Raw genomic sequence first — 24,444 nt, forward strand, 5'->3', positions numbered from 1 at the left:
AGACACGGAGAGACCGATATGAGTGATAACAAAGCACTAGCCCGGTATCTGCTGGAACAGGTCCAGGCGGGGAAATTTGACAAAGGTCATGCACTGGCGCTTATCAAGGCGCTTGGCGCAACCCGTGCCCGGACTGATGTGGCTATCGTCGGTATCTCCTGTCGCTTCTCTGCTGCCGAAACGCCGTTGGCGTTTTGGCAGAAGCTGGTGCAGGAGAAGACCGGTGGCGGGAAATACTCGCCAAATCGGCACGCAGACATGCGCTATTTGTTCGGCGATCCGGCCGTGCCGAAAGATGCCGAAATTTGTATCAATAACTTGCTAAGTGATATCGATAAGTTTGATGCCGGCGAGTTTTCCCTATTGGCCAAGGAAGCCCAGTTGATGGATCCGGGCCAGCGGGAGTTAATGCTGGCAGCGTGGCAGGCTATCGATGATGCGGGATACAGCCCGCAACAGTGGATGAACACCCATACCGGTGTGTTCGTCGGGGTGGACAGTAACGGCAAGTTTAACCTTGACCGCTATATCCGCGAACAGAGTCTTTACAGCAGTATGGGCTCGATGACCGGGTGGTTCCCGGGCCGTATTGCCGCCGCGCTCAATGTTGACGGACCTTGCCTGGCGATGGATACGGGCTGCTCCTCGGGGCTGGTGGCGTTGGATGCTGCGGTTAACGCCATCCGTGACAATACCTGCGAGCAGGCAATTGTCGCCAGCGTTAACCTGCTTAACCTCTATAAGAGCGATGTGGCCGACGGCATGGAAGGCATGAATGCAACGTCGGAACGCAGTGCCGCGTTTGATGATAATGCCAACGGCATGCTCTGGGGGGAAGGCGCCTGTAGTGTGATTGTTAAACCGCTGCAAAAAGCCATCGAGGCGGGCGATAACATCTATGGTGTGATCCGGGGAACCGCTGTTAACCATGACGGGCAGGCTGTAAGGCAGAGCAAGGTGATGCAGAAGGCCTGGCAGGATGGGAGAATTAATCCCGAAGAACTGGATTATATCGAGGCCCATGGCACCGGTACCCATTTAGGCGACTCGATTGAGCTTTCCTCGATTATCAGTGCCTTTAAGCCGTATACCAAGAAGAAGCAATTCTGTGGGATGGGCTCCCTGATGGCCAACATTGGTCATACCGCCGGGGTATCAGGTCTGGCGCGAGTGATTAAGGTTCTGCTGGCCATGAAGCATAACAAGTTGCCGGCCTCGCCTAACTTTCATGTTCCCAATCACCATCTGCAGCTGGAGCAGTCACCGGTCTATATCCAGGACTGTCTGACGGACTGGCCGCAGCCTGACAAGCCAAAACTGGTTGGTGTCAGCGCCTTTAGTATGACCAAGACCAATTGCCACATGGTGATTGAGGAGTATCAGGCCCCCGAGACCGAACTGCCGGACGTGCCGCTGCTGCTGACGGTGACGGCCGATGACATCGATAAGCTGAAAAGACAGCTGAGTGCCATGCATACTCGTCTCTGTCAGGACGAGCAGCTTGATTTGGGGGCGTTGTGCTATACGGCCAATACCGGTCGCCAGCTTCGCAGCCATGTGATCACGCTAGCGTTTGCCTCTCGTACCGAGTGCCTGCAAAGGCTGGAGGCGGCTCGTAAAGATCTTGGTGATAACTGGGAATCCAGTGCTCAGGAGGGGGCTGTTTACCATGTGTTGGCGCCCGTACCGACATCAAGGCAGGGACTGGCAATGCCTCCGGCAGGTGCAGGTCGTGAGATTCATCTTCTAGAGCAGGTTGAGGCGCTTTACCGTGCCGGCAAGCAGGTTGACTGGTCGTCGTTATATGACGGGTATACTTTCAGGCGGATCAGCCTGCCGGGTTATCCGAGAAATACCGATCGCTGCTGGGCACCGAAGTCCGCCCTGCGTCCTTTCCGTCCTGACTGTGAGCAGGAAGATGAGTATGAGGAGCATCCTGCGCATCAGGTGCAATTGACCGGGCGCGGTGATGAGGGTTACAGCGAGACCGAGCAGGCCATCGGGGCGATATGGGGGGAGCTTTTTGGCTTGGACACCATCGCCATCGATCAGAGCTTTGTCGATTATGGCGGTAACTCCCTGAGTGCAGCCGTTCTGGTTCAGAGCTTGAGCCATAACCTGCATAAAACAGTCAAACCTGAGCTGCTGTATCAGTATCAGACTATCGAGGCGCTGGCGGCGGTGCTGGAAGAAAAACCGGAATCTGACATTCAGGCACTGGCTCCGATACAGGAGATGATCACCGGCGAGCAGCCTATCAGCTCGACGCAGGCCTTTATGCTGGGGATCAGTGATACCCTCAAGAATCCGGGCCACCTCACCGTGGGTGTGGTGCTGTCCGTACAATACTCGCTGGTACCGGAGCGAGTGCGTGATGCCGTGCAGTACCTGGATGGCTACTACGATATGTTGCGAGCACGATTTGCCAAGACTGACGGCCAGTGGCACCAGGCTATTGCTCCCGAAGGTGAAGCGGTTAACTTCCAGCACATTGATATATCTGAAGTTCCCGAACAGGAGCATAAAAGGTTTATCGAGGAAACAGTCAACAGCAAGCTGTGTGCCCTGGATTTGGCATCGGGACCCTTGTATACCGTTACGGTCTTCACTCAGGGCGAAGGTAAGCCGGACTATCTTGCGGCTTATTTCCACCATGTACTGATGGATGCCTTCTCCCTCAACCTCTATATGGGAAGTTTGCTGACCCTGTACAACCAGGTGACCCATGGCGGCCCGCTCACCCTTGGCAGCAAACCGTTGTCATATTTCCAGTTTATCCAGGAAAGTCAGCGCTATGCGCGTGAAATCAGCGATGAACAGACACGGTTTATGACCGAGACGCCATTGCAGGATCTTCCTCTGCTTCCGCAAGACTATGCCGACGGCATTAACTATCGCTATTCCAAGGAAGAGCATAAGCAGGTGTTCGACAAGGAGACTACCGACAAGCTCTGCCGGGTGCTGGTGAAGCAGCACCAGGTGACCGTGCTGGATCTTCTGGTTGCGGCACTGGCCCACACTGTTGCCGGTTGGACCAAAGGGGAGTGGGTAGAAATCCATAACGTGATCACCGGGCGTGATGTGATCCATGACCGTAGCCATGACTTTACCCAGACGCTGGGGCTGTTTGCGGTGGGCTGTGACTTTGTGTTGCAGCATCGACCGAGTGAGTCACCGCTGGCTTACCTGCAGGATATTCAGTCGCAGTTATTGTCGCTGCCGGCCAAGGGATGTGGGAACTTTATTACCCAGAATATCGAGACTCGCGAGCCGGGCAGTCGGTATGACTACCTGCGCAAGCAGGTATCGATCAACTATCTGGGGGATATGTTCGAAGTGGATGAGGACAGCCCGGTACGTGTTGTCGATGGTATTTCTATTGAGGTGGATGATGATCATCTGGTGCATGCGGATATTCTCGATGTGCGCGGCAGCATCCAAAACGGTCAGTTGACGATGATCTGGGGGTACAACCGAAAAATTCACCATATCGATACGATCAGGAAGCTTTCCGAGCAATTTGGCGCCTTCCTGCATCATCTGGTTGAGTGAGTCGGTGAGCGCTGCTAGCCGTTAATGCTGGCCCTCTGCCCTGGCAGAGGGCCTTGCTGGCTAGGAGCCAATATTATTATTTGTGGGGTAAAGAGAAGATGGATATTTCCCGCTCGGATCTGAAATTGTTGATCCGGTTGTTAAAGGATGCCTTTGTTTTCCGGGGGCTGTTGCTGGGGGTTATTGTTGCGGCCTTTGGTACCGTCGCAGCCGGTGTTGCTGAGACCTATTTGCTAAAAACGATTATTGATGAGTCTGCGGATCAGCAACTGGGTAGCCAGGTTGGCAATATCATGCTGTTACTGGCGGTATTGGCAGTCGGTGCGACCGCGACCTATTACCGCTTCAAGCTGGCGGGTTATTTCAGCGGCAGCTTTGTTCACCGACTGAACCAGCGCTTGTTCCGGAAGGTGACCCGAATGTCAATTTCGGCCCTTGAGAACTACGATGCGGGAGATGTTGTTGCCCGGTTTAGCAGTGATATTCGTAAAATTAATACCTTTGCCGAAGTCAGCCTGCCGTTATTGATCCTCCACCCGATCATGTTTGTCATGGGCGCGGCCTACCTGGCGGTGCTGGATGCACAACTGCTGATGCTGAGCATTATTCCGATCCCTGTCGGTTTTTTCCTGATCATGCTAATGACGCGGTCGATGTCCCAGCTGTCGATGAACACCCAAACCTATTTCGGTCGGGGGTTTGGTGTCCTGGCCGAGATGCTGGCAGGCTTTGCCACCATGAAGGTATTTCACTTGCGTGGCTACCTCTATCAAGATTTTAAAAAGCAGATGGACACCGGGCTGTCCAGCCAACTCAAGCTGGTAGACCGGTACGCCTGGATGGGTCCGGTACAGGTGATGATCCGGCTAGTTCCCAGTATTGTCTGCCTGATTGTCGGCGGTGGCCGTGCCCTTGCCGGCGATTTTAGTCTCGGGGAACTTATTGCTTTCTTCTATCTGCTCAATTTTGTCATTGACCCGGTTGCCCAGATGCCGACCCATATTGCAGGCTGCAAAGATGCACTGGGCGCAAGCAAGCGTATTTTTCACTTGCTGGACGAGGCCGATGAAAAGCTGGATCACCTGACGCTTTCTCATCTCGAACGACCACAGCTACAACTGGACAAGGTCGGACTGGTTTACCAACCCGAAAATAACCAGGCGGTACAGGCCCTGCAAGATATCAATCTGATTATTGAGCCCGGCGAGAAAGTGGCGATTGTCGGTGAAAGCGGCAGCGGAAAGAGCAGTTTGCTGAAGGTTCTGGCCGGATTCTACCTGCATACCGGCGAGATAAGCCTGGCGGCGGATCGGATGTTCGATGAGAGGGAGCCGGAGGATGACGGCTATCGCCGGCAGTTGTCGGTGGTCAATCAGGAAACTTTTCTTTTCCCTATTTCGATAATGGAAAACATTCGCCTGGCCAAACCGGATGCGACCGAGAGCGAAGTGATAGCGGCTGCTCAAAAAGCCTATGCCGATAGTTTTATTCGCGAACAGGCACAAGGGTACGAGACTATTTTGGGCGAAAACGGTGTGTCGCTCTCCTACGGGCAGAAGCAGCGCATCTCTCTGGCCCGGGCGTTCCTGAAGCCGGCACCGGTACTGATGATGGATGAACCGACGGCCTCGCTGGATCAAACCAGTGAAAGCCTGGTTGAACAGGCCATCCTGCGGGAGGCCGACGAGCGAACTGTCATCGTGATCACCCATAAGCTGGCCATTACGTCGATGATGGACCGGGTGGTGGTGCTGGATCAGGGCCGCGTGATTGAAAACGGAACTTATAGCGAGCTAATGAACAGGAAAGGACATTTCTACCGTCTTCATCAGGCTTATTACGACCATGCAGCCAATGAGGAGCTGAGTCATGCTTAAAAGAGCGGAATGGGACGAGTTATTGCAGCTGTTTACGCTGATGAAAAAGCGGCGGTTGGGATATATGGCCGGCGTATTGGGCCATGCGCTCAGCGAGACGATTATTATGATTTCGCTGGCCTTTATCATGCGAGACATGATTAATGCCATCGTCGAGCAGGATATGGTGCAGCTTCAGCGCTCCAGTATTGCCGTGATCGGAATGGGGATATTTACCGGCCTGACCTTCATTATTTTCGGTAAGTTATTTTTCCATAGTTTGTTCAAGACACTGGCTGATTTACGCCTGCAGCTGTTTGATCACCTGTCGGCCGGCCGGGTCGGAGATATCGAGCAATACCATCCCGGTGAGCTGATATCTCGGGTCAACAGTGATGTTGACGCCGTATCCGAGGTGTTTGGTTATCAGTTCAGGCAATTGGTCTTTACCGTACTGACGGGGATCTGCGCCATGATCGCCATGATGGTCATAGACTGGAAGGTTGGGGTGGTATTGGTGATCGTTGCCGTACTGACGGCTGTCGTCAATCACTACTATGCCGGAAAGATGCGGGTGGTCAGTGATCGTATTCAGGCCACGCTCGGACGAATGTCGGCGACGGCCATGGATGCGGTCTACGGCTCTAAAGAGGTCCGGATCTACCATATGCAGTCGGCCCAGCAGGACAACTATGAGAAAAGTAACGGGAAATGGCTGGATAACACCAAAGAGAACAGCGGAATAAGAGCGAAGCTGGAACTGGCTAACTTCAGCCTCAAGATCCTTAATTTCTCCGGCATGTTGGTACTCGGCGCAATTCTGATGGCGATGGGTGTGACGCCGCTGGGCGAAATCATCGCCATGATCCAGTTGCTGACGGCGCTCAATATGATGTTCCGCGAGCTCGGCGGGCTGGTGGCCTACCTGCAAAAATCTCTCGCCGGAGCCAAGCGCATTTTCGAGCTGTTCGCACTGCCTGGCGAGTTAACCGACAAGCAGCAGGCGGAAGAGCCGGATTTGAGTCAGCCTGTGATCGAGGTGAAGGGCCTGTCGTTTGCGTATCCCGCGGGCGAGGCGGTGATCCGCGACGTTTCCTTTGCGGTACAGCAGGGGCAAACGGTCGCCATTGTTGGCCCGAGCGGGTCGGGTAAATCTACCCTGATGAAACTGCTGATGGGGCTGTATGCACCGTCTGAAGGAAGTATTGCTGCCTATGGCCGCGAGTCCAGGCAGCTAGATGTCGATACCTGGCGTCAACACTTCTCGTTTATTCCCCAGGATTCGTTTCTGTTTTCCAATACCGTCAAGGCTAACCTGTCATACGGTCGGTCGGACTGTGTCATGGCGGATATCAAGCTGGCTGCCGAACGCTCGGGATGTTCGGGCTTTATTGCTCAACTGCCGAACGGGTATGAGAGCCAGATAACGGAAGGCGGCGGTAATGTGTCCGGGGGGCAAAAGCAGCGTCTGGCAATAGCGCGGGCACTGGTCAAAGACGCCGAGGTCTTGATTATGGACGAGCCGACGGCTTCGTTGGATGCCCGGACAGAGGCAGAGATCCAGGCTGAACTGGATGAGTTGCTACAGCAAAAAACCGCCATCGTGATTGCGCACCGGCTCAAGACAATCCGTAACGTGGATCAAATCTTTGTCTTGGTAGACGGACAGCTGGTGGAGCACGGCGATCACGATACCTTGATGCGCAGGCAAGGTGCTTATTTTGACTTGGTGATGCAATCTGATCAGGAAGAGGTGGTAGTAGCATGAGGCAATACGATTTAGTCGAAATGTTTACCCGGGAATGTGCCACGAGGGAGGAGGCTGCGGCGATCGAGTGGGGCGAGGACTCCTTAAGCTATGGTGCCCTGAGGCAGCAAACGGCCTCTATTGCGCAGTTTCTGCACCGGCAGGGACAGGGTAATATTGCCCTGTATCTAGACTCCTGCCCGACTCTGGTCAGTACGCTGCTTGCCTGTCTGCATACCGGGCATGTCTTCGCTCCTGTTAATGTCAGTTTGCCGGAGCAACTGGCCGCAACCATGATGCAGCGTATCGCCCCTGCCTGCATCGTGACCTCGGCGCGTCATGCTGCCAAACTGGAGAAGATCGTGGTGTTGTTGCCCGAGCCTCCCAACATTGTGGTGTGGGACGAGATCACTCCCTCTCTGGAGCCGGTCCCGCTTTTAGCGCTGGCCCCCCCCCGTTTTCAGGATCGGTGCTACATCTACTTTACCTCGGGCTCGACGGGGGAGCCGAAGGCTATCCTCGGCAGTTACCGGGGGCTCAGCCATTTTGTCCAGTGGCAGCAGCACGAATTCGGTATCTCTGCCCGCCACCGTGTCGGACAGGTGACGATACCGGCGTTTGATCCTTACTTACGTGAGGTATTGCTGCCGTTAGTGTCCGGGGCTGTGTTGGTGATGCCCGAGGTGCGTGATCTGGTGCTGAGCGACGAGTTATTTGCGTGGCTCAACCGGAAGGAAATCAGTGCGCTTCATATGGTACCGACCTTGTTCAGGCAGCGTCTGCTTCAGGGTGATGCTGCACAGGATGGCGCTCCGCATCCACTGAGCCTGGAATACTTATTCCTGGCCGGGGAGCAGCTTCGGGGGCAGGATCTCGAGCAGTTCTATGCCCGCTACGGCGAGGCGCAGTGCCAGTTGGTGAACCTTTACGGCCCGACCGAAACCACGCTGGCAAAAGTGTTCCGCCGGGTGACGCCGGACGACAAGGCACTCGATGTGATCCCTATTGGCCGCCCGCTTGACGAACAGGTGAAGGTGCACATTCTGGATGCGCAGGGTGAGCCTTGCGCCGCTGGTGACCCTGGGGAAATCGTGATTGAAACGGCGATGCGCTCTTACGGTTATCTGGGCCAGGAAGAGGAAAACCGACGCTGTTTCCGCCAGTCGCCGCCCTATTATTTTACCGGAGATATTGGTGTCAGCCAGCCAGACGGTCAGCTGGTATGCCTCGGACGTAAAGATAACCAGATTAAAGTTCGCGGGGTGCGGGCGGATCTGTTAGGGATCGAGCGAGTCGTTCAGCAGGCGCCGACTGTCGGGCAATGTGTTGTCCAGGTTATGGACAGCGGACTGCCCTCGGCAAGGCTGAAGGCATTTATCGTCTCGGACAAGGCTGACGGGGCGAAAATTTTTGATTTTGTCGGCCAGCGTTTGCATCAGGCTCTGGTACCGGCCGAGTGGGAATTGGTCGATGCGCTGCCAATGCTGCCCAATGGCAAGATCAACCGCAAGGCGCTGTCGAACTTATCCGGTGTCGAGTTGAGGTTCGATGCCTATCGTGGTCCGCAGACACCGCAGGAAGAGAAAATACTGGCGGTTTGGCGTCAGGTATTGCAGCAAGAGCGGATCGGGATGGACGACCATTTCTTCCGCCGTGGCGGCCACTCTTTGTTGCTGATGTCGCTCAAGGCTGAAATGGAAAAAGCGTTCGCTGTGGCGGTCGAAATGGCGGCATTATTCGAGCATCTTACGCCGGCCACACAGCTGGAATATGCGCAGACCAGTGCAGCGCAGCAGCCGGCCTGTCAATTACAGCCGGTGCCGCTGGAGCAAGTCGGTCCGGTATCTGTCCTGCAGCGTAATATTATCCTGGCCCACCAGTTCCATCGACAAAATACCAGCTATAACCTGACCCGGGTGGTAGAAATTGACAGCTCTCTTGATATCTCGATCCTGCAACAGGCCGTTGATAGTTGTGTCGGGCAACTGGCGGTACTGCGCTCGGTCTTTGATATCGACAACGGAGACGTGGTAACCAGGGTTATGCCCGAGGTATCCATACCGGTCGAACCGGTTTCCTTGGCGGATAGGCAGCAGCTCACTATGGCACAGGATGCCTTTGTGCGTCCTTTTGCCCTCGAGCAAGCTCCCTTGATGAGAGTCGGGCTGTGGTCGGTAGCGGAGGGCAGCACTTTCCTGGCACTGGATATTCACCACAGTATTGCCGACGGAATGAGCGCTACTCAGTTGCTGACAATGCTGCTGGATAGCTATCAGAGCCTAAGCCTGGGAGCATCGTTGCCGGCTCCTCTGCCGTGGCAGTACCATGATTATATCGGCTATAACCTGCAGCAGTTGACCCGGCTCGAGGCGGACAACCTGAACTACTGGCAGCAGGTGCTGGCCAACTTGCCGGAACCTTTGCAACTCTCGCCCGGCCAGGATCGTCCGTTGCAGTTTGACGGTGCAGGAGACACGCTGTATCTGGACATCGAGTCGGCACTATTGAGTGAGTTGCAACAGGTGGCCAGCCGTCAAGGCTGTACCTTGTTCGTCTTGTTGTATGCGGCCTATGCCCTGACGCTGCACAAGCTGAGCGGGCAGGATGATATTGTTATTGGGGTGCCTGTGGCCGGGCGGGACTTGCCTGAGGTTGCGGATGTTCCCGGGGTGTTCATGCGCGTGCTGCCCGTCCGGGCTCCGTATCAGAGTGAAATGAGCTTCGGAGACTATCTGGCAGTGATCCAGCAGCAGTTTGCCGGCGCGGTGGCCCATCAGGACTTTGCCTTCGAGCATCTTGTCGAGGCGGTCAAAGCGCCCCGTAGCGCCAGTCGGCAACCGCTGTTTGATACCATGTTTGCCCTGCATGATGCGATGTCGTGGCAGTCTGAGTCGCTGGGCGTTTCAGCCCGGGAGATACATATTGCTCAGCGTCAGGTGAAGGCCGATATTGTTGTCGATGCCTACCGTAACGGGGGCTCGCTGACCCTGGCTTTCTCCCATGCCGTCAACATAGTCGATAGCCGCCGGATCCGTCAGCTGGCGGACCATATGCAGATCTTGCTGCAGCGTATTCCCCAGTTCATGCCGCCGCAACGAGTGGGGACCATCGACACACTGCCGCCGGCCGAGCGGTTGCAGCTGGTGGAATCGTTTAATCAAACCGCGCAGCCCGTTGACGGTGTTCAGACCTTGATTGAGCGTTTTCACCAGCAGGTTGCACGGGATCCCGAGCAGCAGGCCTGCCGCAGTCAGGGGCTGTCATTAAGTTACCTCGCGCTGGATCAGCGTGCCAACCAGTTGGCGTATGCCTTGCTGGAGCGGCTGGGACGGCGTCCTGCCCGGGTAGCGATCATGGTATCGCCGTCGGTTGATCTGGCCGTTGCTATCCTGGCTGTGCTGAAGGCCGGAATGATCTATGTGCCACTGGATCCTGATTTCCCGGATGAGCGATTGCAGTACATGATCCGCAATGCCGACGTCGAGTTGCTGCTCACGGATCTTCCTGAGCTGGCTGGTAAGTTGTCCGGCGAAACGATCCTTGACTGTCGTGACAAGGGGATTGCGCAGTATCCGACGTCGTTGCCGGTCGGGGTGACGTATGATCCCCACCAGCTGGCCTATGTGATTTATACGTCGGGCTCGACCGGGCAGCCAAAAGGCGTCATGATCGAAAACCACTCAGTGGTCAATTTCATCAACGGGATGGAGCGTTCGCTGGACTTTACGGCCGACAAAACGATGTTGGCACTGACGACGTTCTCCTTCGATATCTTTGTGCTTGAGTTTTTCCTTCCGCTACTGACCGGCGCCCAGTTGGTGATTGCCAGCCGAGAACAGCAGCAAGATATGGCGGCCCTGAGCGCACTGGTCCGGACTGAGTCGATCACCACATTGCAGTTTACGCCGTCGCGGATGAAGATGTTTCTGGCCTTTGAGCCTGACCTGCAGTGTTTCTCGGGAGTCGGCGAGGTGCTGATGGGCGGCGAGTATGTCGGCTTCGAGCTGGTCGAGAGCATAAAGCGCTGTTGCCCGGCCCGAGTCTTTAATATGTATGGCCCGACAGAAACGACCGTGTGGTCGGCCGTGTGCGAGCTGACCCATGCGATACAGAGCACGGTTGGCCGACCTATCGATAATACCCAACTGTATGTGTTGGATAACGCCCGGCAACTATGTCCGATGGGAACGATGGGCGAGCTGTATATCGCCGGTGACGGGTTGGCACGAGGCTATCACCAGTTGCCGGACAAAACGGCCACGGCGTTTGTTGCCAATCCTTTCCGCTCCGGAGAGAAGATGTACCGTACCGGCGATTTGGCCTATTGGCTGCCAGGTGGCGATCTTTGTGTGTGCGGACGGCAGGACAACCAGGTCAAGGTGAAAGGCCACCGGATAGAGCTGCATGAAATTGAAGAGGTGCTGACCTGGTATCCGGCTATCCGTGATGCGGTTTGTCTGGTCAGAGAGCGCCAGATACAAGGGTTCAGCGAAAGCTACCTCTGTGCATTCTATTTGTCAGAGAGTGACATCGAAGAAGATTTGCTCCGTCAGCACTTAAGGGCTCATTTGCCTGACTACATGGTGCCGGAAGCATGGGCCCGATTGGCGGAGTTTCCGTTAACCGCCAACGGCAAGGCAGACCGCAGGGCGTTCCCGGCCATTGAAAGCAGTAAGCCTCAATTACAGCCGGTGAAGACCCAGACAGCCACCCAGCAGGTGATCTACCAGACCTGGGCTGAAATATTGCCGATTTCGTATATCGGGCTCCATGACAACTTCTTTGATGTCGGCGGGAATTCGTTCCATGTTGTACTGGTGCAAAAAGCGCTGGCAGAGCAGGGGATTGATGTGATGGCGATAGATATCCTCGAACATGCCACGATTTGTAGGCTGGCTGACTGGTACGACAGTCAGCAGTCTGAGGTCGAGATGATACCTTGTGCCGGGATCCCGTTCCCGTCTGCGCCAATCGACAATGATGCCACGGCCCCCGAGTGGGACTACCGTTATGCTGCCGGGCAGAGCCGACAGCTGGACGTTCTCGGGGAGCAGCTTGGCGTGTCCCGAGATATCTTGTTGACCGGCCTGACGGTCTACGCGCTGGCGGCTGCCACGGAGCTCAACCGTCTTGATATTTATCTGGGTGACGGCGATGTTCAGTGCCAGCTCGTCACGGTTGACCTGTCAGGCATAGACAGCCTGCCGGGTTTCTTTGAGCGTGTTGGGGAAGCGGTTGCCGGGATGACGGTTGTCGCGTTGAGGCAACTGCTGCCGCCGGAGAAATCAGGGCATTGCAGTATCTATATCGCTAATGACGACCGTAAGGCAGTAAAAAGGAACGCGCTGTTTGATCTGGTGTTTGTCTATTCGTGGGAGGATGAGCTGATGCTTTCGTCGGCGATAAACAATAACAGTTTCAGTCGGGCGGACTTTTCTCGGATCGGTGCAGGATTGAATGAGCTGGTTACGCAATTTACCTGATGTATATGCCTGATCCTAAATAAATTGAATCGAAGAAAACGGTTCTACTTTCATAAAGGCCAGCCCAAGCTGGCCTTACGTTTTTTACAGGCCCAAGAGGACAAACGGGTCAAAAATAAAAGACAAGAAAAAAGGGTAGCCAGGCTACCCTTACCGCTAAAGCCCGAAACCAAAGGCTTGCGAAATGTAACAGCTATGCCGCATGTTACCAATGGAGCAACGATTCCTGTTTTACCAGCGACTCGGCAGTGGTGGGCGCTGATCAGGACGGTTGAATTGCGCTGCTAGACGTGTAGAAAATCTTTCAGTTGCTTAATGATTGCCTCGGCCTGCTCCTGGTTCTCCATCTCGGCAAACAGGCGCAGCAATGGTTCCGTGCCCGAGAAGCGAGCCAGTGCCCAGCCGCCATTCTTGAAATAGACCTTGGCGCCATCGGCGTAGCTGACTTTTTCAATCTCGTAGGCGAATTCCGGCAGTTCTTTCTCGACATAAATTCTGTCGTACAGGCGCTGGCGCTCGGCAGGCTTGAAGGTGCAGTCTCCCTCCGCGGTATAGGCGTAGCCATATTTGTCATAGATCTCATCGAGCATCTCGGACAGTTTCTTGCCTGTGGTACTGATCATTTCGACCAGCAGGCTGGAGGCGAAGACACCATCCTTGCCTTTGATATGGCCGCGAATAGTCAGGCCGCCTGAACTTTCGCCGCCGATCAGCGAGTCGTCGGCCTCCATTTGCGAGCTGACGTGTTTGAAGCCGACCGGTACCTCAAAGCATTTCTCGCCATGGGCTTCTGCCACCTTGTCCAATAGATGGGTGGTGGCGATATTGCGAACCACAGAGCCCGTCCAGCCTTTGTATTCCAGCAGGTAGTAGTAGAGCAGCAACAGCACTTCGTTGGGATGGATGAAGTTGCCTTTCTCGTCGATAATACCCAGGCGGTCGGCATCGCCGTCGGTGCCAATACCGATGTCATAGCCCTCGTGAGACACCATGTGCTTCAGGCGGTATAAGGTTGCGGCACTCGGTGACGGCATCAAACCGCCGAAAGCGGGGTTTTGGGTGTCATTGATAACGTCGACATCACAGCGACCACTGATCAGAACCGTTTGCAGGGCATTTTTCGCGACCCCGAACATCGGATCGATCAATACTCGCAGGTTGGCCTGCTTGATAGCCTCGACGTCAATAAAGTCGATGATCGAGTCGACGAACTCGTTCATCGGGTTGATGATTTCTATCAGGTTGTCTCGCAGTGCATTGTCAAATTCGGCCATTTGAATATCAGCCTCGGACAGGTTGGCAACCTGCGCTTCAATTTTCTGGGTGATCACCTCGTCGGCATCACGGCCACCTTCAATAAAGACCTTAATGCCGTTGTAGTCTGCCGGGTTATGCGATGCGGTAATACATGCCGAGTAGGTGGCACCGATCTGTTTGGACTTAAACATGACGATCGGAGTCGGGACGTACTTGTCGATGAAGCTGACCTGGATACCATTGCCGGCCAGCACTTCCGAAAACCAGGCTGCTGCCTTGTCGGATAAGAAGCGACGGTCATAGCCGATCACGAAGCCGTTGTTGGTGACTTTCTCGGCAATCATGATATTGGCTACCGCTTGCGCCACCAGCTGTACGTTGGCTTTGGTGAACTCTTCACCGATGAGGGCACGCCAGCCACCAGTTCCAAATTGGATCATGATGGAACTCCTATTTCTCTCTGTGGAAAATGAAAAGTAGGGGTGAAAAACACCCCTAAAAAGTAATTAACCCATTACGACAGTAACGGTATTTACAGACCCTTCGGCCTGTGCCGGAATTGCTCCCTCGATAGCTTCGCCATTAAGAATGATGGATTTCACGCCCTTGCTGACATGATTCGGATTCTCAACCTTGATGTTAAAGGTCGCATCACGCCATTGGCGCGTTACTTCAAAGCCCGGCCATGCTGTCGGGATACATGGGTCAACCACCAGGCCTTCGAAGCTGACGCGTACGCCAAGAATGAAGTTGGTGGCGGCAATGTATGCCCAGCCGGATGAGCCTGTCAGCCATGGGTGGTTGGCGCGGCCGTGATCCTGGTGATCGCGGCCCATGACGAACTGAACGTAGGAATACGGTTCGGCAATGCGCTTCTCAATCATGTCATTCTGGTTGTACGGGTTCAGCGCATCATAGAATTTCATCGCCTGATCACCGCGGCCCAGTTTTGCCTCGGCCACCCACGCCCATGGGTTCGGGTGCGAGAAGATGGCGCCGTTTTCTTTCACGCCCTGGTAGACACGGGTCACAAAACCGATGTCGTCGTTCGGGGTCGCAAAAGACGGGGCGTTGAGGTGCAGGCCGTACTCGGAGAACAGGTATTCATCGACAGCGTTCATTGCTTTCTCACCGCGATCCTGAGAGACGGCACCAGATACGACAGCCCAGGTGTTGGACTCAAGGTGAACTTTGCCTTCAACCTGTTCGTTGGTACCCACTTTCTCGCCGTTTTTGGTGATACCACGGATATACCAGCCGCCGTCCTCGTCCCAAAGGTGTTTTTCACAGGCGCTCTGTACCCCGCCGGCCATATCTTCGTAGCGGGCGGCATCCTCGTCTTTGCCAAGGAACCTGGCCAGATCGACAAACTCCTGAATGGCCCAGTAGTGCAGGAAGGCCACCATGGAGGACTCGCCGCCGCCGAGGTTCAGACAGTCGTTCCAGTCGGCACGCAGTCCTTTGGCGATACCGGTACGGCCAACGTGCTCGGCCGTGAAGTCCAGCGCTGCTTTCATGTGTTCATAGACGGTTGCCTCGCCGCCGTCGGCGTAGGGGATCACCTCGTCGAAAAAGCTGGTTTCGCCGGTTTCCATCACGTAGCGGCAGATAGTCGGTACAAGCCATAGGTGGTCGTCGGAACAGGTATCGCTGATACCGTGGATCTTGTCTTCGTCACTTGGTGTCGGAACAACCGTCGGTGACTTTGACGGGGCAACATCGGCTTTTTCAGGATCGAACCAGTCAGGATCGAACAGGTGAAGCCCGTAGCCGGCTTTGACCTGACCGCGCAGCAGATCCACCAGGCGCTTGCGGGTCATTTCCGGGTTGGCATGAGGCACGGCCATCGCATCCTGGGCAGTGTCGCGATAACCAAGACCGGTACGGCCGCCAACTTCGATGAAGGAGGCAAAACGGGACCAGACGACACAGGTTTCAGCCTGGTACAGGGTCCAGGTATTCAGCATGGTATCCATGCCTTCGTTTGGTGATTTCACCTGGAACTTGGCACAACGCTCAGCCCAGTGCTCTTTGATGGCTGCGAATGCGGTATCGACATTGTCCAGGTTCTGGTATTTGGCTCTCAGTCTTTCGCCGTTGCCCTTGCCCAGGCCAAGGATATAGACAAAGCGCACTTCTTCGCCCGGCTGGATAACAAACTGCTTGTGCAGGGAGCCACAGTGGTTGTAGCAGGTCTTGACCGTGTTGGTACACTGCCCTTGTTCGACGGCCTGCGGGTTGGACTCATCGCGGTACAGGCCAAGGAATGAATCGCGCTGACCGTCATAGCTATCAGGATCGAATGTCGAGGCTAGGTAGTAGAAACCCTCGAAGTCATTGGTGTTGTAGTACAGGTCATACTCAATCACGCCTTCGTTATACGAGGTTCCCGCCGAGTACAGGCTCATCTGGTGGTTCTGGTTGTCCGACTGGATATGGCTGAATGAGAACTCGACAAACGAGAAGGCACTGATGGTGCGCGGCTTGTCGCTGTCATTTTTAATAACAACATCCCAGATCTCCGCATCTTCACCCTTAGGAACGAACAAGGTTTTCGAGGCTGAGATACCGCTGTATTCGCACTTGAACTTCGAATAAGACAGGCCGTGGCGCACTTCATACTTGGCTTCGTCGAGGCTCTTTGCCACTGGCTGCCAGGAAATCGACCAGTAATCGCCGGTTTCGTCATCGCGAAGGTAGACGTAATGCCCCGGACGGTCAAAAGAGCCGTTTGGGCGGAACTTGGTGACCCGGTTGTACTCCGGAGAGTTATAGAAGGAGTAGCCTCCGGCATTATGCGAGATAACCGTACAGAACTTTTCCGTACCGAGGTAGTTGGTCCAAGGGGTCGGGACATCAGGGCGAGTGATGACATACTCTCTGTTGTCGTTATCAAAATAACCGTATTTCATTATTGTCCAATCCTTTTAATGTTTTTACTTGCTGTGAGTTGCTAGTCACAACGACGGTAATTAATGCCAGCTTTGTCCAGGTAGGCTAACTGCCCGCTCAGACGAGCCTTGAAGTCTTTCCAGTTTCTGTTGTCAGGATGAGTCCAGCACAGCTCGGCAATGGCCAGCAGGCGTGGGTAAATCATGTATTCAAAGCGGCTCTGGTTGTTGACCAGCTCGCACCACAATGCGGCCTGAATGCCCAGAATGTGCCGGTGGGCCGGGTCGTTGTCGGTCAGCGACGACAGGGGCTTGTAGCTATAGACGACATCGAGTGGCAGCTTGCAGGCCCAGTCGGAGCCGGGTTCGTCTGCCGTGTAGCCCTGAGCCATATCCAGGTAGGTATACTGGGCTGGCTGCATGATGACGTCATACCCCTCGCGGGCACAGTTCAGTCCGGCCTCTTCGTTCTGCCACGAGAAGATCAGGGTATCCTTGCTGATTTTGTTGCCGTTGGTTGCCTCTTCCCACCCCATCATCCGCTTGCCCTTGGCCTGGACGACCTCCTCGGCAAAGCGCAGGATATGTCCCTGCAGCTCTCGCGGATCCTGATAGCCGTGTTGTTCCATCATTGCCTGACAAGCCGGACTTTGGGTCCAGACACCTTGCGGTACCTCGTCACACCCGACATGGATGTAGGGGGCAGGAAAGAGCTCGCAGACTTCGTCCAGTACGTTAGCAATAAAGGTATAGGTGCCTTTCAGTGCCGGGGACAGAATGTTGTCCGAGTACCACTGGGTACTGCGGTACTGCGAGCGGTCTTGTGGGTCGACCAGCAGGTCCGGCAACGACTTGATAGCCGCACGGCAGTGGCCGGGAATATCGATCTCCGGAATGATGGTAATTCCGCGGTCACTGGCGTAGGCGATGAGATCGCGTACTTCCTGTTTGCTGTAGTAGCCGCCATAGCGTTGGCTGATGTTGGTGTACTGTGGCTGGATAACCTCGTTCGGTCCCCGCCAGGCCCCGATCCGTGTCAGCTCCGGGTAGGCATCAATTTCAATCCGCCAGCCTTCGTCATCCGTCAGGTGCCAGTGGAAGGTGTTGAATTTATAGCGAGCCAGGTGATCGATCAGGTGCTTGAGGCGTTTTATCGGGTGGAACTGCCGGGCACAGTCAAGCATCATCCCGCGGTACGGGTAATTGGGCTGGTCCTGGATCTCCACCATCGGGATCATATAGGCCGCATGAGCCTGATGGGTGGGGCAGGTCGGGATCAGCTGCAGCAGGCTGGCGGTTGCATGGGCAAAACCGCTCTCCGATCCGGCCTGAAGCCAGATATGATCGGGTTCGACCAGCAGGCAGTAGGCGCCGTCGGCAAGATCTTCGTGATACTGATAGCTGATATTACCGTCCTGGCAAACCGGGATATCTTCGTGCAGTAGCTGGCATAGCTCGGCCTGAAGCCAGCGTGAGCTGCCGCAGGCCTTATCCGTCGGAGGTGTGATGGCCGTTCCCGATTTCAGCATGAATTCGCCGGGCAGTCTGATCAGTGACCCCGGCAGCGGGATCAGGTTGATGGGCTTGGCGTCGGGCAGCGGGATCGGCAACGGCTCGGTAGCCGGCTGATCGAGGTTGACCGTGGTGATTTTTACCGGCAGCGGCTTGATGAAACTGCCTTCTGGCGAGGTATTCAGGAAGGCATCGACGATCCCTTCGTCGTACATCGTGAAGGGCTTGGTATTGACGGTGAATTCCGTATAGAAATGGGAGTTAGGGCTTAATGACGCCGAGTTTCCCGGCGTCAGAATGCAGTAGCTACCCAGTTGCTTGAGTTGGCCGTTTGAAAGCGATTCTGCCTGAATCCAGCGGCAGAACGTAAAATGCAGCGCCCAGTTGTTCTGTGCCTGATCACTCAGATTGTGCAAGGTCAGGGCAAAACGAGACTGCTGCTCATTTTTGCTTATCACGGTCAAATCGAGACGGTAACTCATAGTAGCCTCTTAAAGTGGGTAAAGGTTGTGACAACCTTTTGCCATTGCAATTGCCCCGTCCATGGCATCTCCCTGGGGAAGAGCAAGCCGGGCTTTGAACGGAGGTGCCAGCCAAGGCTGGATATGCTCGCCGATACTGCCCATCAGGCAGACTTGCTCGGCACCGCGCCTGAACAGTGCAGATAGCAACATTTCGACATCTGCCGCCGTCTGTTTGAGCATCTCGATCGCCAGGCTGTCACCTTCGGCCGCATGGGCAAAAATGGCTGGCGAGAACTGACCGTAGTCGCACGGACGGGCTGTTTTGGACCAGCTGACAACGGCATCGACATCATTGTCGAAATGCTTCATGACATGTTGGGCCAGCGACGTGTGAGGAACGATATCGTCGACACTGAGCAGTACCTGCTGGATGAGGCGAAGTCCCATGACGGCACCGCCGCCGTGATCGGAGATTGGGAACTCGCGGCCGCCGATAACCTGTTGCTGCTTATCTTTCAGCAAAATCCCGCACGAACCGGTACCGGCGATCAGGATTGCGCCTTCTTCACCTTTCCAGGCCCCAAGACATGCCCCGTAGGCGTCGGTATTTAACGTGACGGCACCATAAGGGTGGGGAAGCGCCATGAATTCGTACCAGGATTCTTTTTGCTCGGCACCAGCCAGAGCCAGGCCGACCGACATGCTGCCGTAGTCGGCCTCGGTGAGATTTGCCAGAGAGGCCGCGGTGGCAATGGCATCTTGAATCGATGCCATGGCGACACTGCCGCCCAGCATGATATTGGCACTGCCGGTTTTGGCCTCGCCAAGACAGTGACCTTCCAAATCGCAGATCCGGGCCCGGCACGAGGTGCCGCCCCCGTCTACGCCGACGTAATATTTGATTGTACTAGCCAAGGTGTCGCTCCTTATATTGAGTTGTTATTGCGAGCAAATACCAGCCGCCATGCGGGATCCACTGCTCTCCCCAGCGCCAGTTTTGCAGCATGTCATCTTTGTACGGAATCGGTTTGAAGGCGATATCCTGCTCGTTGTCGAAGCCAGAGGTGATGCCGTTGCACACACCGCCCTTGGCGTTGCTGAACCCCAGCTCGGGCAGGTAGTCCGGGTTGTTGCGTCCGTGGCCGTCCAGCATCGACATGTCGAAGGGGTTGAGACCCAGCAGCCAGTCAGTCAGCTTTTGCGCGTAGGCTTTCAGTTCTGACTTCAGGGTGCTGTCGAGCGGGTAGGCCTGCGCCAGATACGCCATGGAGGCCAGGGATGCCAGGCGGGCATTTTCACCCTGCCACCAGTAGCCGCTTTCGTTGTGGTGAGGAACAAAGAAACTGCTGGATTTCTCACCGTCTACGGGTTTGACATACTGACGCGGGTAACCGAATGGGTTGGTGACTTCCCGGGTGATCCTGAGCTCGAAGTGCAGCGCATTGCTCAGTGTTTGATTCAGGCTCTGGTGCAGCGTTTCATCAGTTTCTATCGCCAGGTATTGCATCAGGCTGATGGCTGGCAATCCTGCTTCGGCAGCATGGTAGTACGGGCGGCTGCCGTCGTTGTTGGCCGACCAGAAATGCTGCTGGTCTTGATCAGACATTTGCCGGGAGGCCAGTTTCTTGGCCCAGCCTCGGGCCTGATCAAGATAGCGGTTGTTGCCGGTGGCTTTGAACAGCTCTACTGCCGCCAGCAAGGCGCAGTACTCGTCGATGATGTTCTCGGTTCCGTCGTTGAGGTACTGGGTGTTCATCTCAACCAGGTGCCAGTAGCCTTTCTCGGCGGCCTGCAGGTAGGCTTCGCCTTGGGTTTCGTCATTCCATCCGAGTCGGGTAACCTGTTCTGATGCGAGCCAACGTGATGCCGCAGCCAGCGCGGCAACGGTTACGCCGCCGCCCTGACGGAATGCAGCCTGATAATCGTCCGATTTAATACCGTCCTGGGTGGTGTACGCACAGATCTCCCGCTGCTTGGTATCCTTGCTCCACTTGTCGAATACCGTCATATAGAAGAAGCCCTGCGGGTGCTGCATCCGGAGCAAGAAGTCCGCACCGTGGTAGGCCTCTTCAAGCAGGCGTATCCGGGTAATGTCGGCTATATCTTCCTCGCCTTCGAGCAGCTCAAAGGCCCTGAACATATTCCAGACCACCATCGGGGTCTGCTGCGGGTTCAGGTAGTTGCTGTAGGACAGGTGGCTGAGATATTTGCTGACATCGCCCGAGGCGTCATACCAGCCGCCGCGGACATCAGCCGTGTCTATGCTGCCAAGTAACGGCGCATGCTGGTCGGCATGGTCAAAAACACCACTGCAACGCTGGGACTTGAAGTAGTGCAGTACATCGCTGAAGGTACGCTGCATAAGCAGCCCTTCGGCAATGGTAAAAGGCTCGGAGAGGAGCTCGCCAACCTGGAGGCGGAATTCACCGCACCCAGTGAACGCCGTGAAGTCAATCGAGTAGGTGTAGCCCGTGTGCCATTGTGCGACTGGGCCACAGGCTTTGAGTGGCAGCTGCATAATAGGTTGGGCATCTTGGCAGCGAATAATCTCTGCATGGGGTGCCGGCAAACCGGGTTCCGCCAGCAGGATAGCCTGCTTGGCACCAAAACGCTCATAGCCTAGGTGGTTCGTTAACAGCTGCATTTATCCTCCAATTAGTTCTCGTATAGGTAACAACGTACGAAATGGTTTTCTGATAGCTGGGTTACGGCCGGAAGCTGTTCGCGGCACTTGTTGGTTGCATGGGTACAGCGACCGGCAAACGGGCAGCCGAGGCTTTCCGGTGTCCAGAGCGGGATCTCGCCCTTGTTGCCCTTGAGTTTCTCGTGGATGGACTTGCTTGGATCCGGCACCGCCGAGACCAGCAGCTGGGTATACGGGTGCTGGGGATCATGGATGATCTCCTCGGTATCGCCCCATTCCACCATGTGGCCGACATACATCACGGCCAGATCCTCGGCAATATAGCGGGCAGTCGCGATATCATGGGTGATATACAGCAGGGCCATCTCGCGCTCGAATTTCATCTCTTCCATCAGGTTGAGAACCCCGGCACGAATCGAGACGTCCAGCATCGAGGTCGGCTCATCAGCCAGGACAACCTCGGCACCGACGGCAATGTTGCGGGCCAGGTTGACGCGCTGGCGCTGGCCACCGGAAAGCTGGTGGGGGAACTTGGCCGCCGTTTCTTTGGGCGGGATCAGCCCCACCTGTTCAAGCAAGCTGTAGACCTTCTCTTCCAGCTCCTTCTTATTGCCGGAGGTGATCTTCTTGTGGATCAGCAACGGGCGGGCGATGTGGTGGAAAATAGTATGGGTCGGGTTCAGGGACCCAAACGGATCCTGCCATACCATCTGGACACCCTGGCGATACTCCATGAGCTCGCTGTGCTTGTTAATGTCGGCAATATCCCGGCCGTAGTACTCGATATGGCCGCCGGTTGGCGGGTACATCTTGGCGATCATTTTCGCCGTGGTGGATTTGCCCGAGCCAGATTCGCCGACAACGGATAGGCCGCGGCTCTTGTACATCTTGAAAGATACGTCATTGATGGCGCGCATCTTGGATTTGGTTAATGAATTACTGTTGACCTCAAAATCCTTGATCAGATTTTTGCCTTCAATAATTGGTTGTCCGATAGGTTTGCTCATATTGCCTCCTAATTGCTTCCTATTTTTTTATTAACTGCATTTATTGAATAGGTGGCAGTTTGAAAAACGACCGGGTTCAAGTTGACGTAGCTGTGTCGCTTTGCTGAAGCAGGCATCATGGGCTTTGCTACAGCGGGCCTGGAAACGGCACCCCTGAGGCACTTCCAGCAGGTTCAACGGGTTACCGGGAATACCGGTCAGGCGTGTTTTCGGGCCTGTCAGCGGCGGGAAGGAGTTACCCAATCCTTCTGTATATGGGTGGAACGGCTGCTCAAGGATCTGCCGTGACGGGGCAACCTCGATCAGCTCGCCGGAGTACATGATCCCGATACGGTCGGAGAACTCGACCATCAGTGAGATATCATGGGTGATGAACAGGATAGAAAAGCCGAACTCTTCTTTGAGTGCGTAGATCTTTTGCAGGATCTCGCGCTGGACCACCACATCCAGCGCCGTGGTCGGCTCATCCATGATGATCATCTTCGGGTTCAGGGCCAGGGCAATCGCAATGACCAGGCGCTGACGCATACCGCCGGAAAACTGGTGCGGGAAGTCCTGCAGGCGGCTCGGGTGGATATCAACAATCTCCAGCAACCCTTCGGCGCGGCGAACAGCCTGCTGGCGCGTCATGTTGGTATGGCGCATGATCACATCGCAGAACTGCTCTTCCAGCGTCAGTACCGGGTTGAGTGCGTTCATCGCACTCTGGAACACCATGGACATCTGGCTCCAGCGGAAAGCCGATATGTCGGCCTCGCTGTACTTGAGAATATCGCCATGGCCGTCAAAGATAACCTCACCACCGGTGATAAATGCTGGCGGCTTATGAAGGCGCATCAGCGAGAAGGCAACAGTAGACTTGCCGCAGCCTGATTCACCGGCAAGGCCAAAGACCTCGCCCTTGCCGATATCGAAGCTGACGTTGTTTACCGCACGGACGTCACCGGCATCGGTGATGTAGTCGACACAAAGATTGCGAATGGAGATCTGTGGATTGGTCATTACTTTTCTCCTCCCTGCATGGCAGGCTGAGCGGTTTCTAGTGTCTCTTGTTGTTTTTCGGTGTTTTGCTTGGCCATGTTTTTCCAGCGGCGCATGCCTTTGTGAGAACGCAGCTGCGGGTTGGCAATTTCATCGACGGCAAAGTTAAGCAGGGCCAGGCCGACAGCAATCAGGGTGAGCGCGATACATGGAACCAGGAGTTCCCACCAGGCGCCGACCAGCATTGAAGATGATGTCTGGACGTTGTACAGCATGTTGCCCCAGCTGATGGTGCCCGGGTCGCCAAGACCAAGGTATGACAGGGTTGCCTCGGTCATAATGGCCAGCATCACCGAGCCGATGAAGCTCGCCCCCACAATGGAAATCAGGTTGGGCAGGATCTCGACGAAGATGATCCGCATAGATGATTCACCGAGTACTTCGGCGGCTTTGACAAATTCTTTTTCCCGGATAGACAAGGTCTGTGCACGTACAACCCTGGCGCCCCATGCCCAGGCGGTGATCCCGATAACCAGGGTTATCGTGACGGGACCAGCCTCTCCGATGAAGGCGGCGATAACAAACAACAAGGGGAGCTGGGGAATAACCAGCATGATGTTCATGGCGGCGGAAAGAATGTCATCGACCCGTCCACCGAAGTAACCGGCAGACACCCCGACGAGCGTGGCCAGGAAACATACCATCAGGCCGGCACCGAAGCCGACGGCTAGCGATGTACGTGCGCCGTAGACGACTTGCGACCAGACATCACGCCCCATGCGGGTGGTACCCAGGACATGGTCCGCTTTTTTGGACATGCGCAGGGTACGGCGGCTGTCGGCCAGGTTTTCAGCAACCCAGCCGTCAGGATTGTTTTGCGCGGCCTTGACGACGAACGCTGGGTACTCATGCGGGTTACCCGTTTTCTTGTTCGGTACATGCTTGGTAATGAACGGGGCAAAGATTGCGGCCAAAATAAAGAGCATGATAATGGTTAAGCCGGCCAGGGCTTTATGGTTACTGGAAAGTAACTTGATTAGACCTTTCATA

The 24,444-nt window shown here is 55.3% G+C and carries 12 protein-coding genes; 4 read left to right on the forward strand and 8 right to left on the reverse strand.

The features are described from left to right. Window positions 1–18: 18 nt before the first annotated feature. The 4 genes from EIZ48_RS06610 (at window position 19) to EIZ48_RS06625 (ending at window position 12,638) form a co-directional block, all read left to right on the forward strand. Entirely contained in the window at window positions 19–3,552 is a 3,534-nt protein-coding gene (locus EIZ48_RS06610; protein ID WP_160649506.1) for a beta-ketoacyl synthase N-terminal-like domain-containing protein, read from the forward strand. A 98-nt stretch (window positions 3,553–3,650) separates the two neighbouring features. After that, the gene (locus tag EIZ48_RS06615; RefSeq protein WP_160649507.1) at window positions 3,651–5,429 is read left to right on the forward strand and encodes an ABC transporter ATP-binding protein; all 1,779 of its coding nucleotides are present in this window, start codon (window positions 3,651–3,653) and stop codon (window positions 5,427–5,429) included. Beyond that, entirely contained in the window at window positions 5,422–7,176 is a 1,755-nt protein-coding gene (locus EIZ48_RS06620) for an ABC transporter ATP-binding protein (RefSeq protein ID WP_160649509.1), read from the forward strand. Before EIZ48_RS06615 ends, EIZ48_RS06620 begins: the two co-directional genes overlap by 8 nt. Continuing rightward, complete coding sequence (locus tag EIZ48_RS06625) at window positions 7,173–12,638, forward strand: non-ribosomal peptide synthetase (protein WP_160649510.1); 5,466 nt, start codon at window positions 7,173–7,175, stop codon at window positions 12,636–12,638. The genes EIZ48_RS06620 and EIZ48_RS06625 overlap by 4 nt, the downstream gene beginning before the upstream one ends. Window positions 12,639–12,922: 284 nt before the next feature. On the opposite strand, the gene EIZ48_RS06630 is transcribed toward EIZ48_RS06625, so the two are convergent. The 8 genes from EIZ48_RS06630 to EIZ48_RS06665 all read right to left on the reverse strand — a co-directional run bounded on the left by EIZ48_RS06630 (window position 12,923) and on the right by EIZ48_RS06665 (window position 24,443). After that, window positions 12,923–14,335 (reverse strand): phosphoglucomutase/phosphomannomutase family protein, encoded by a 1,413-nt coding sequence (locus EIZ48_RS06630; RefSeq protein WP_160649512.1) that lies wholly within the window; start codon window positions 14,333–14,335, stop codon window positions 12,923–12,925. 66 nt (window positions 14,336–14,401) lie between these two features. After that, window positions 14,402–16,807 (reverse strand): glycoside hydrolase family 94 protein, encoded by a 2,406-nt coding sequence (locus EIZ48_RS06635; protein ID WP_160649513.1) that lies wholly within the window; start codon window positions 16,805–16,807, stop codon window positions 14,402–14,404. A 41-nt stretch (window positions 16,808–16,848) separates the two neighbouring features. Continuing rightward, the gene (locus EIZ48_RS06640; protein ID WP_160649514.1) at window positions 16,849–18,780 is read right to left on the reverse strand and encodes a beta-N-acetylhexosaminidase; all 1,932 of its coding nucleotides are present in this window, start codon (window positions 18,778–18,780) and stop codon (window positions 16,849–16,851) included. Between the two features lie 9 nt (window positions 18,781–18,789). After that, on the reverse strand, window positions 18,790–19,677 hold the full coding sequence (locus tag EIZ48_RS06645) for a glucosamine kinase nucleotide-binding domain-containing protein (RefSeq protein WP_160649516.1): 888 nt from the start codon (window positions 19,675–19,677) through the stop codon (window positions 18,790–18,792). Continuing rightward, window positions 19,670–21,406, reverse strand: a complete 1,737-nt coding sequence (locus EIZ48_RS06650) for a glycoside hydrolase family 9 protein (protein ID WP_160649517.1) — start codon at window positions 21,404–21,406, stop codon at window positions 19,670–19,672. Before EIZ48_RS06650 ends, EIZ48_RS06645 begins: the two co-directional genes overlap by 8 nt. Before the next feature lie 11 nt (window positions 21,407–21,417). Beyond that, on the reverse strand, window positions 21,418–22,413 hold the full coding sequence (locus EIZ48_RS06655; RefSeq protein WP_160649519.1) for an ABC transporter ATP-binding protein: 996 nt from the start codon (window positions 22,411–22,413) through the stop codon (window positions 21,418–21,420). Between the two features lie 30 nt (window positions 22,414–22,443). Then, entirely contained in the window at window positions 22,444–23,415 is a 972-nt protein-coding gene (locus tag EIZ48_RS06660; protein WP_160649520.1) for an ABC transporter ATP-binding protein, read from the reverse strand. Continuing rightward, window positions 23,415–24,443 carry an ABC transporter permease gene (locus EIZ48_RS06665; RefSeq protein ID WP_075762600.1) on the reverse strand — a complete coding sequence of 343 codons (1,029 nt, stop codon included), beginning with the start codon at window positions 24,441–24,443 and terminating at the stop codon, window positions 23,415–23,417. The genes EIZ48_RS06660 and EIZ48_RS06665 overlap by 1 nt, the downstream gene beginning before the upstream one ends. Between the last annotated feature and the right edge of the window lies 1 nt (window position 24,444).

This window comes from Photobacterium alginatilyticum, assembly GCF_009910675.1.
In the GTDB taxonomy this organism is placed as follows: Bacteria; Pseudomonadota; Gammaproteobacteria; order Enterobacterales; family Vibrionaceae; genus Photobacterium; species Photobacterium alginatilyticum.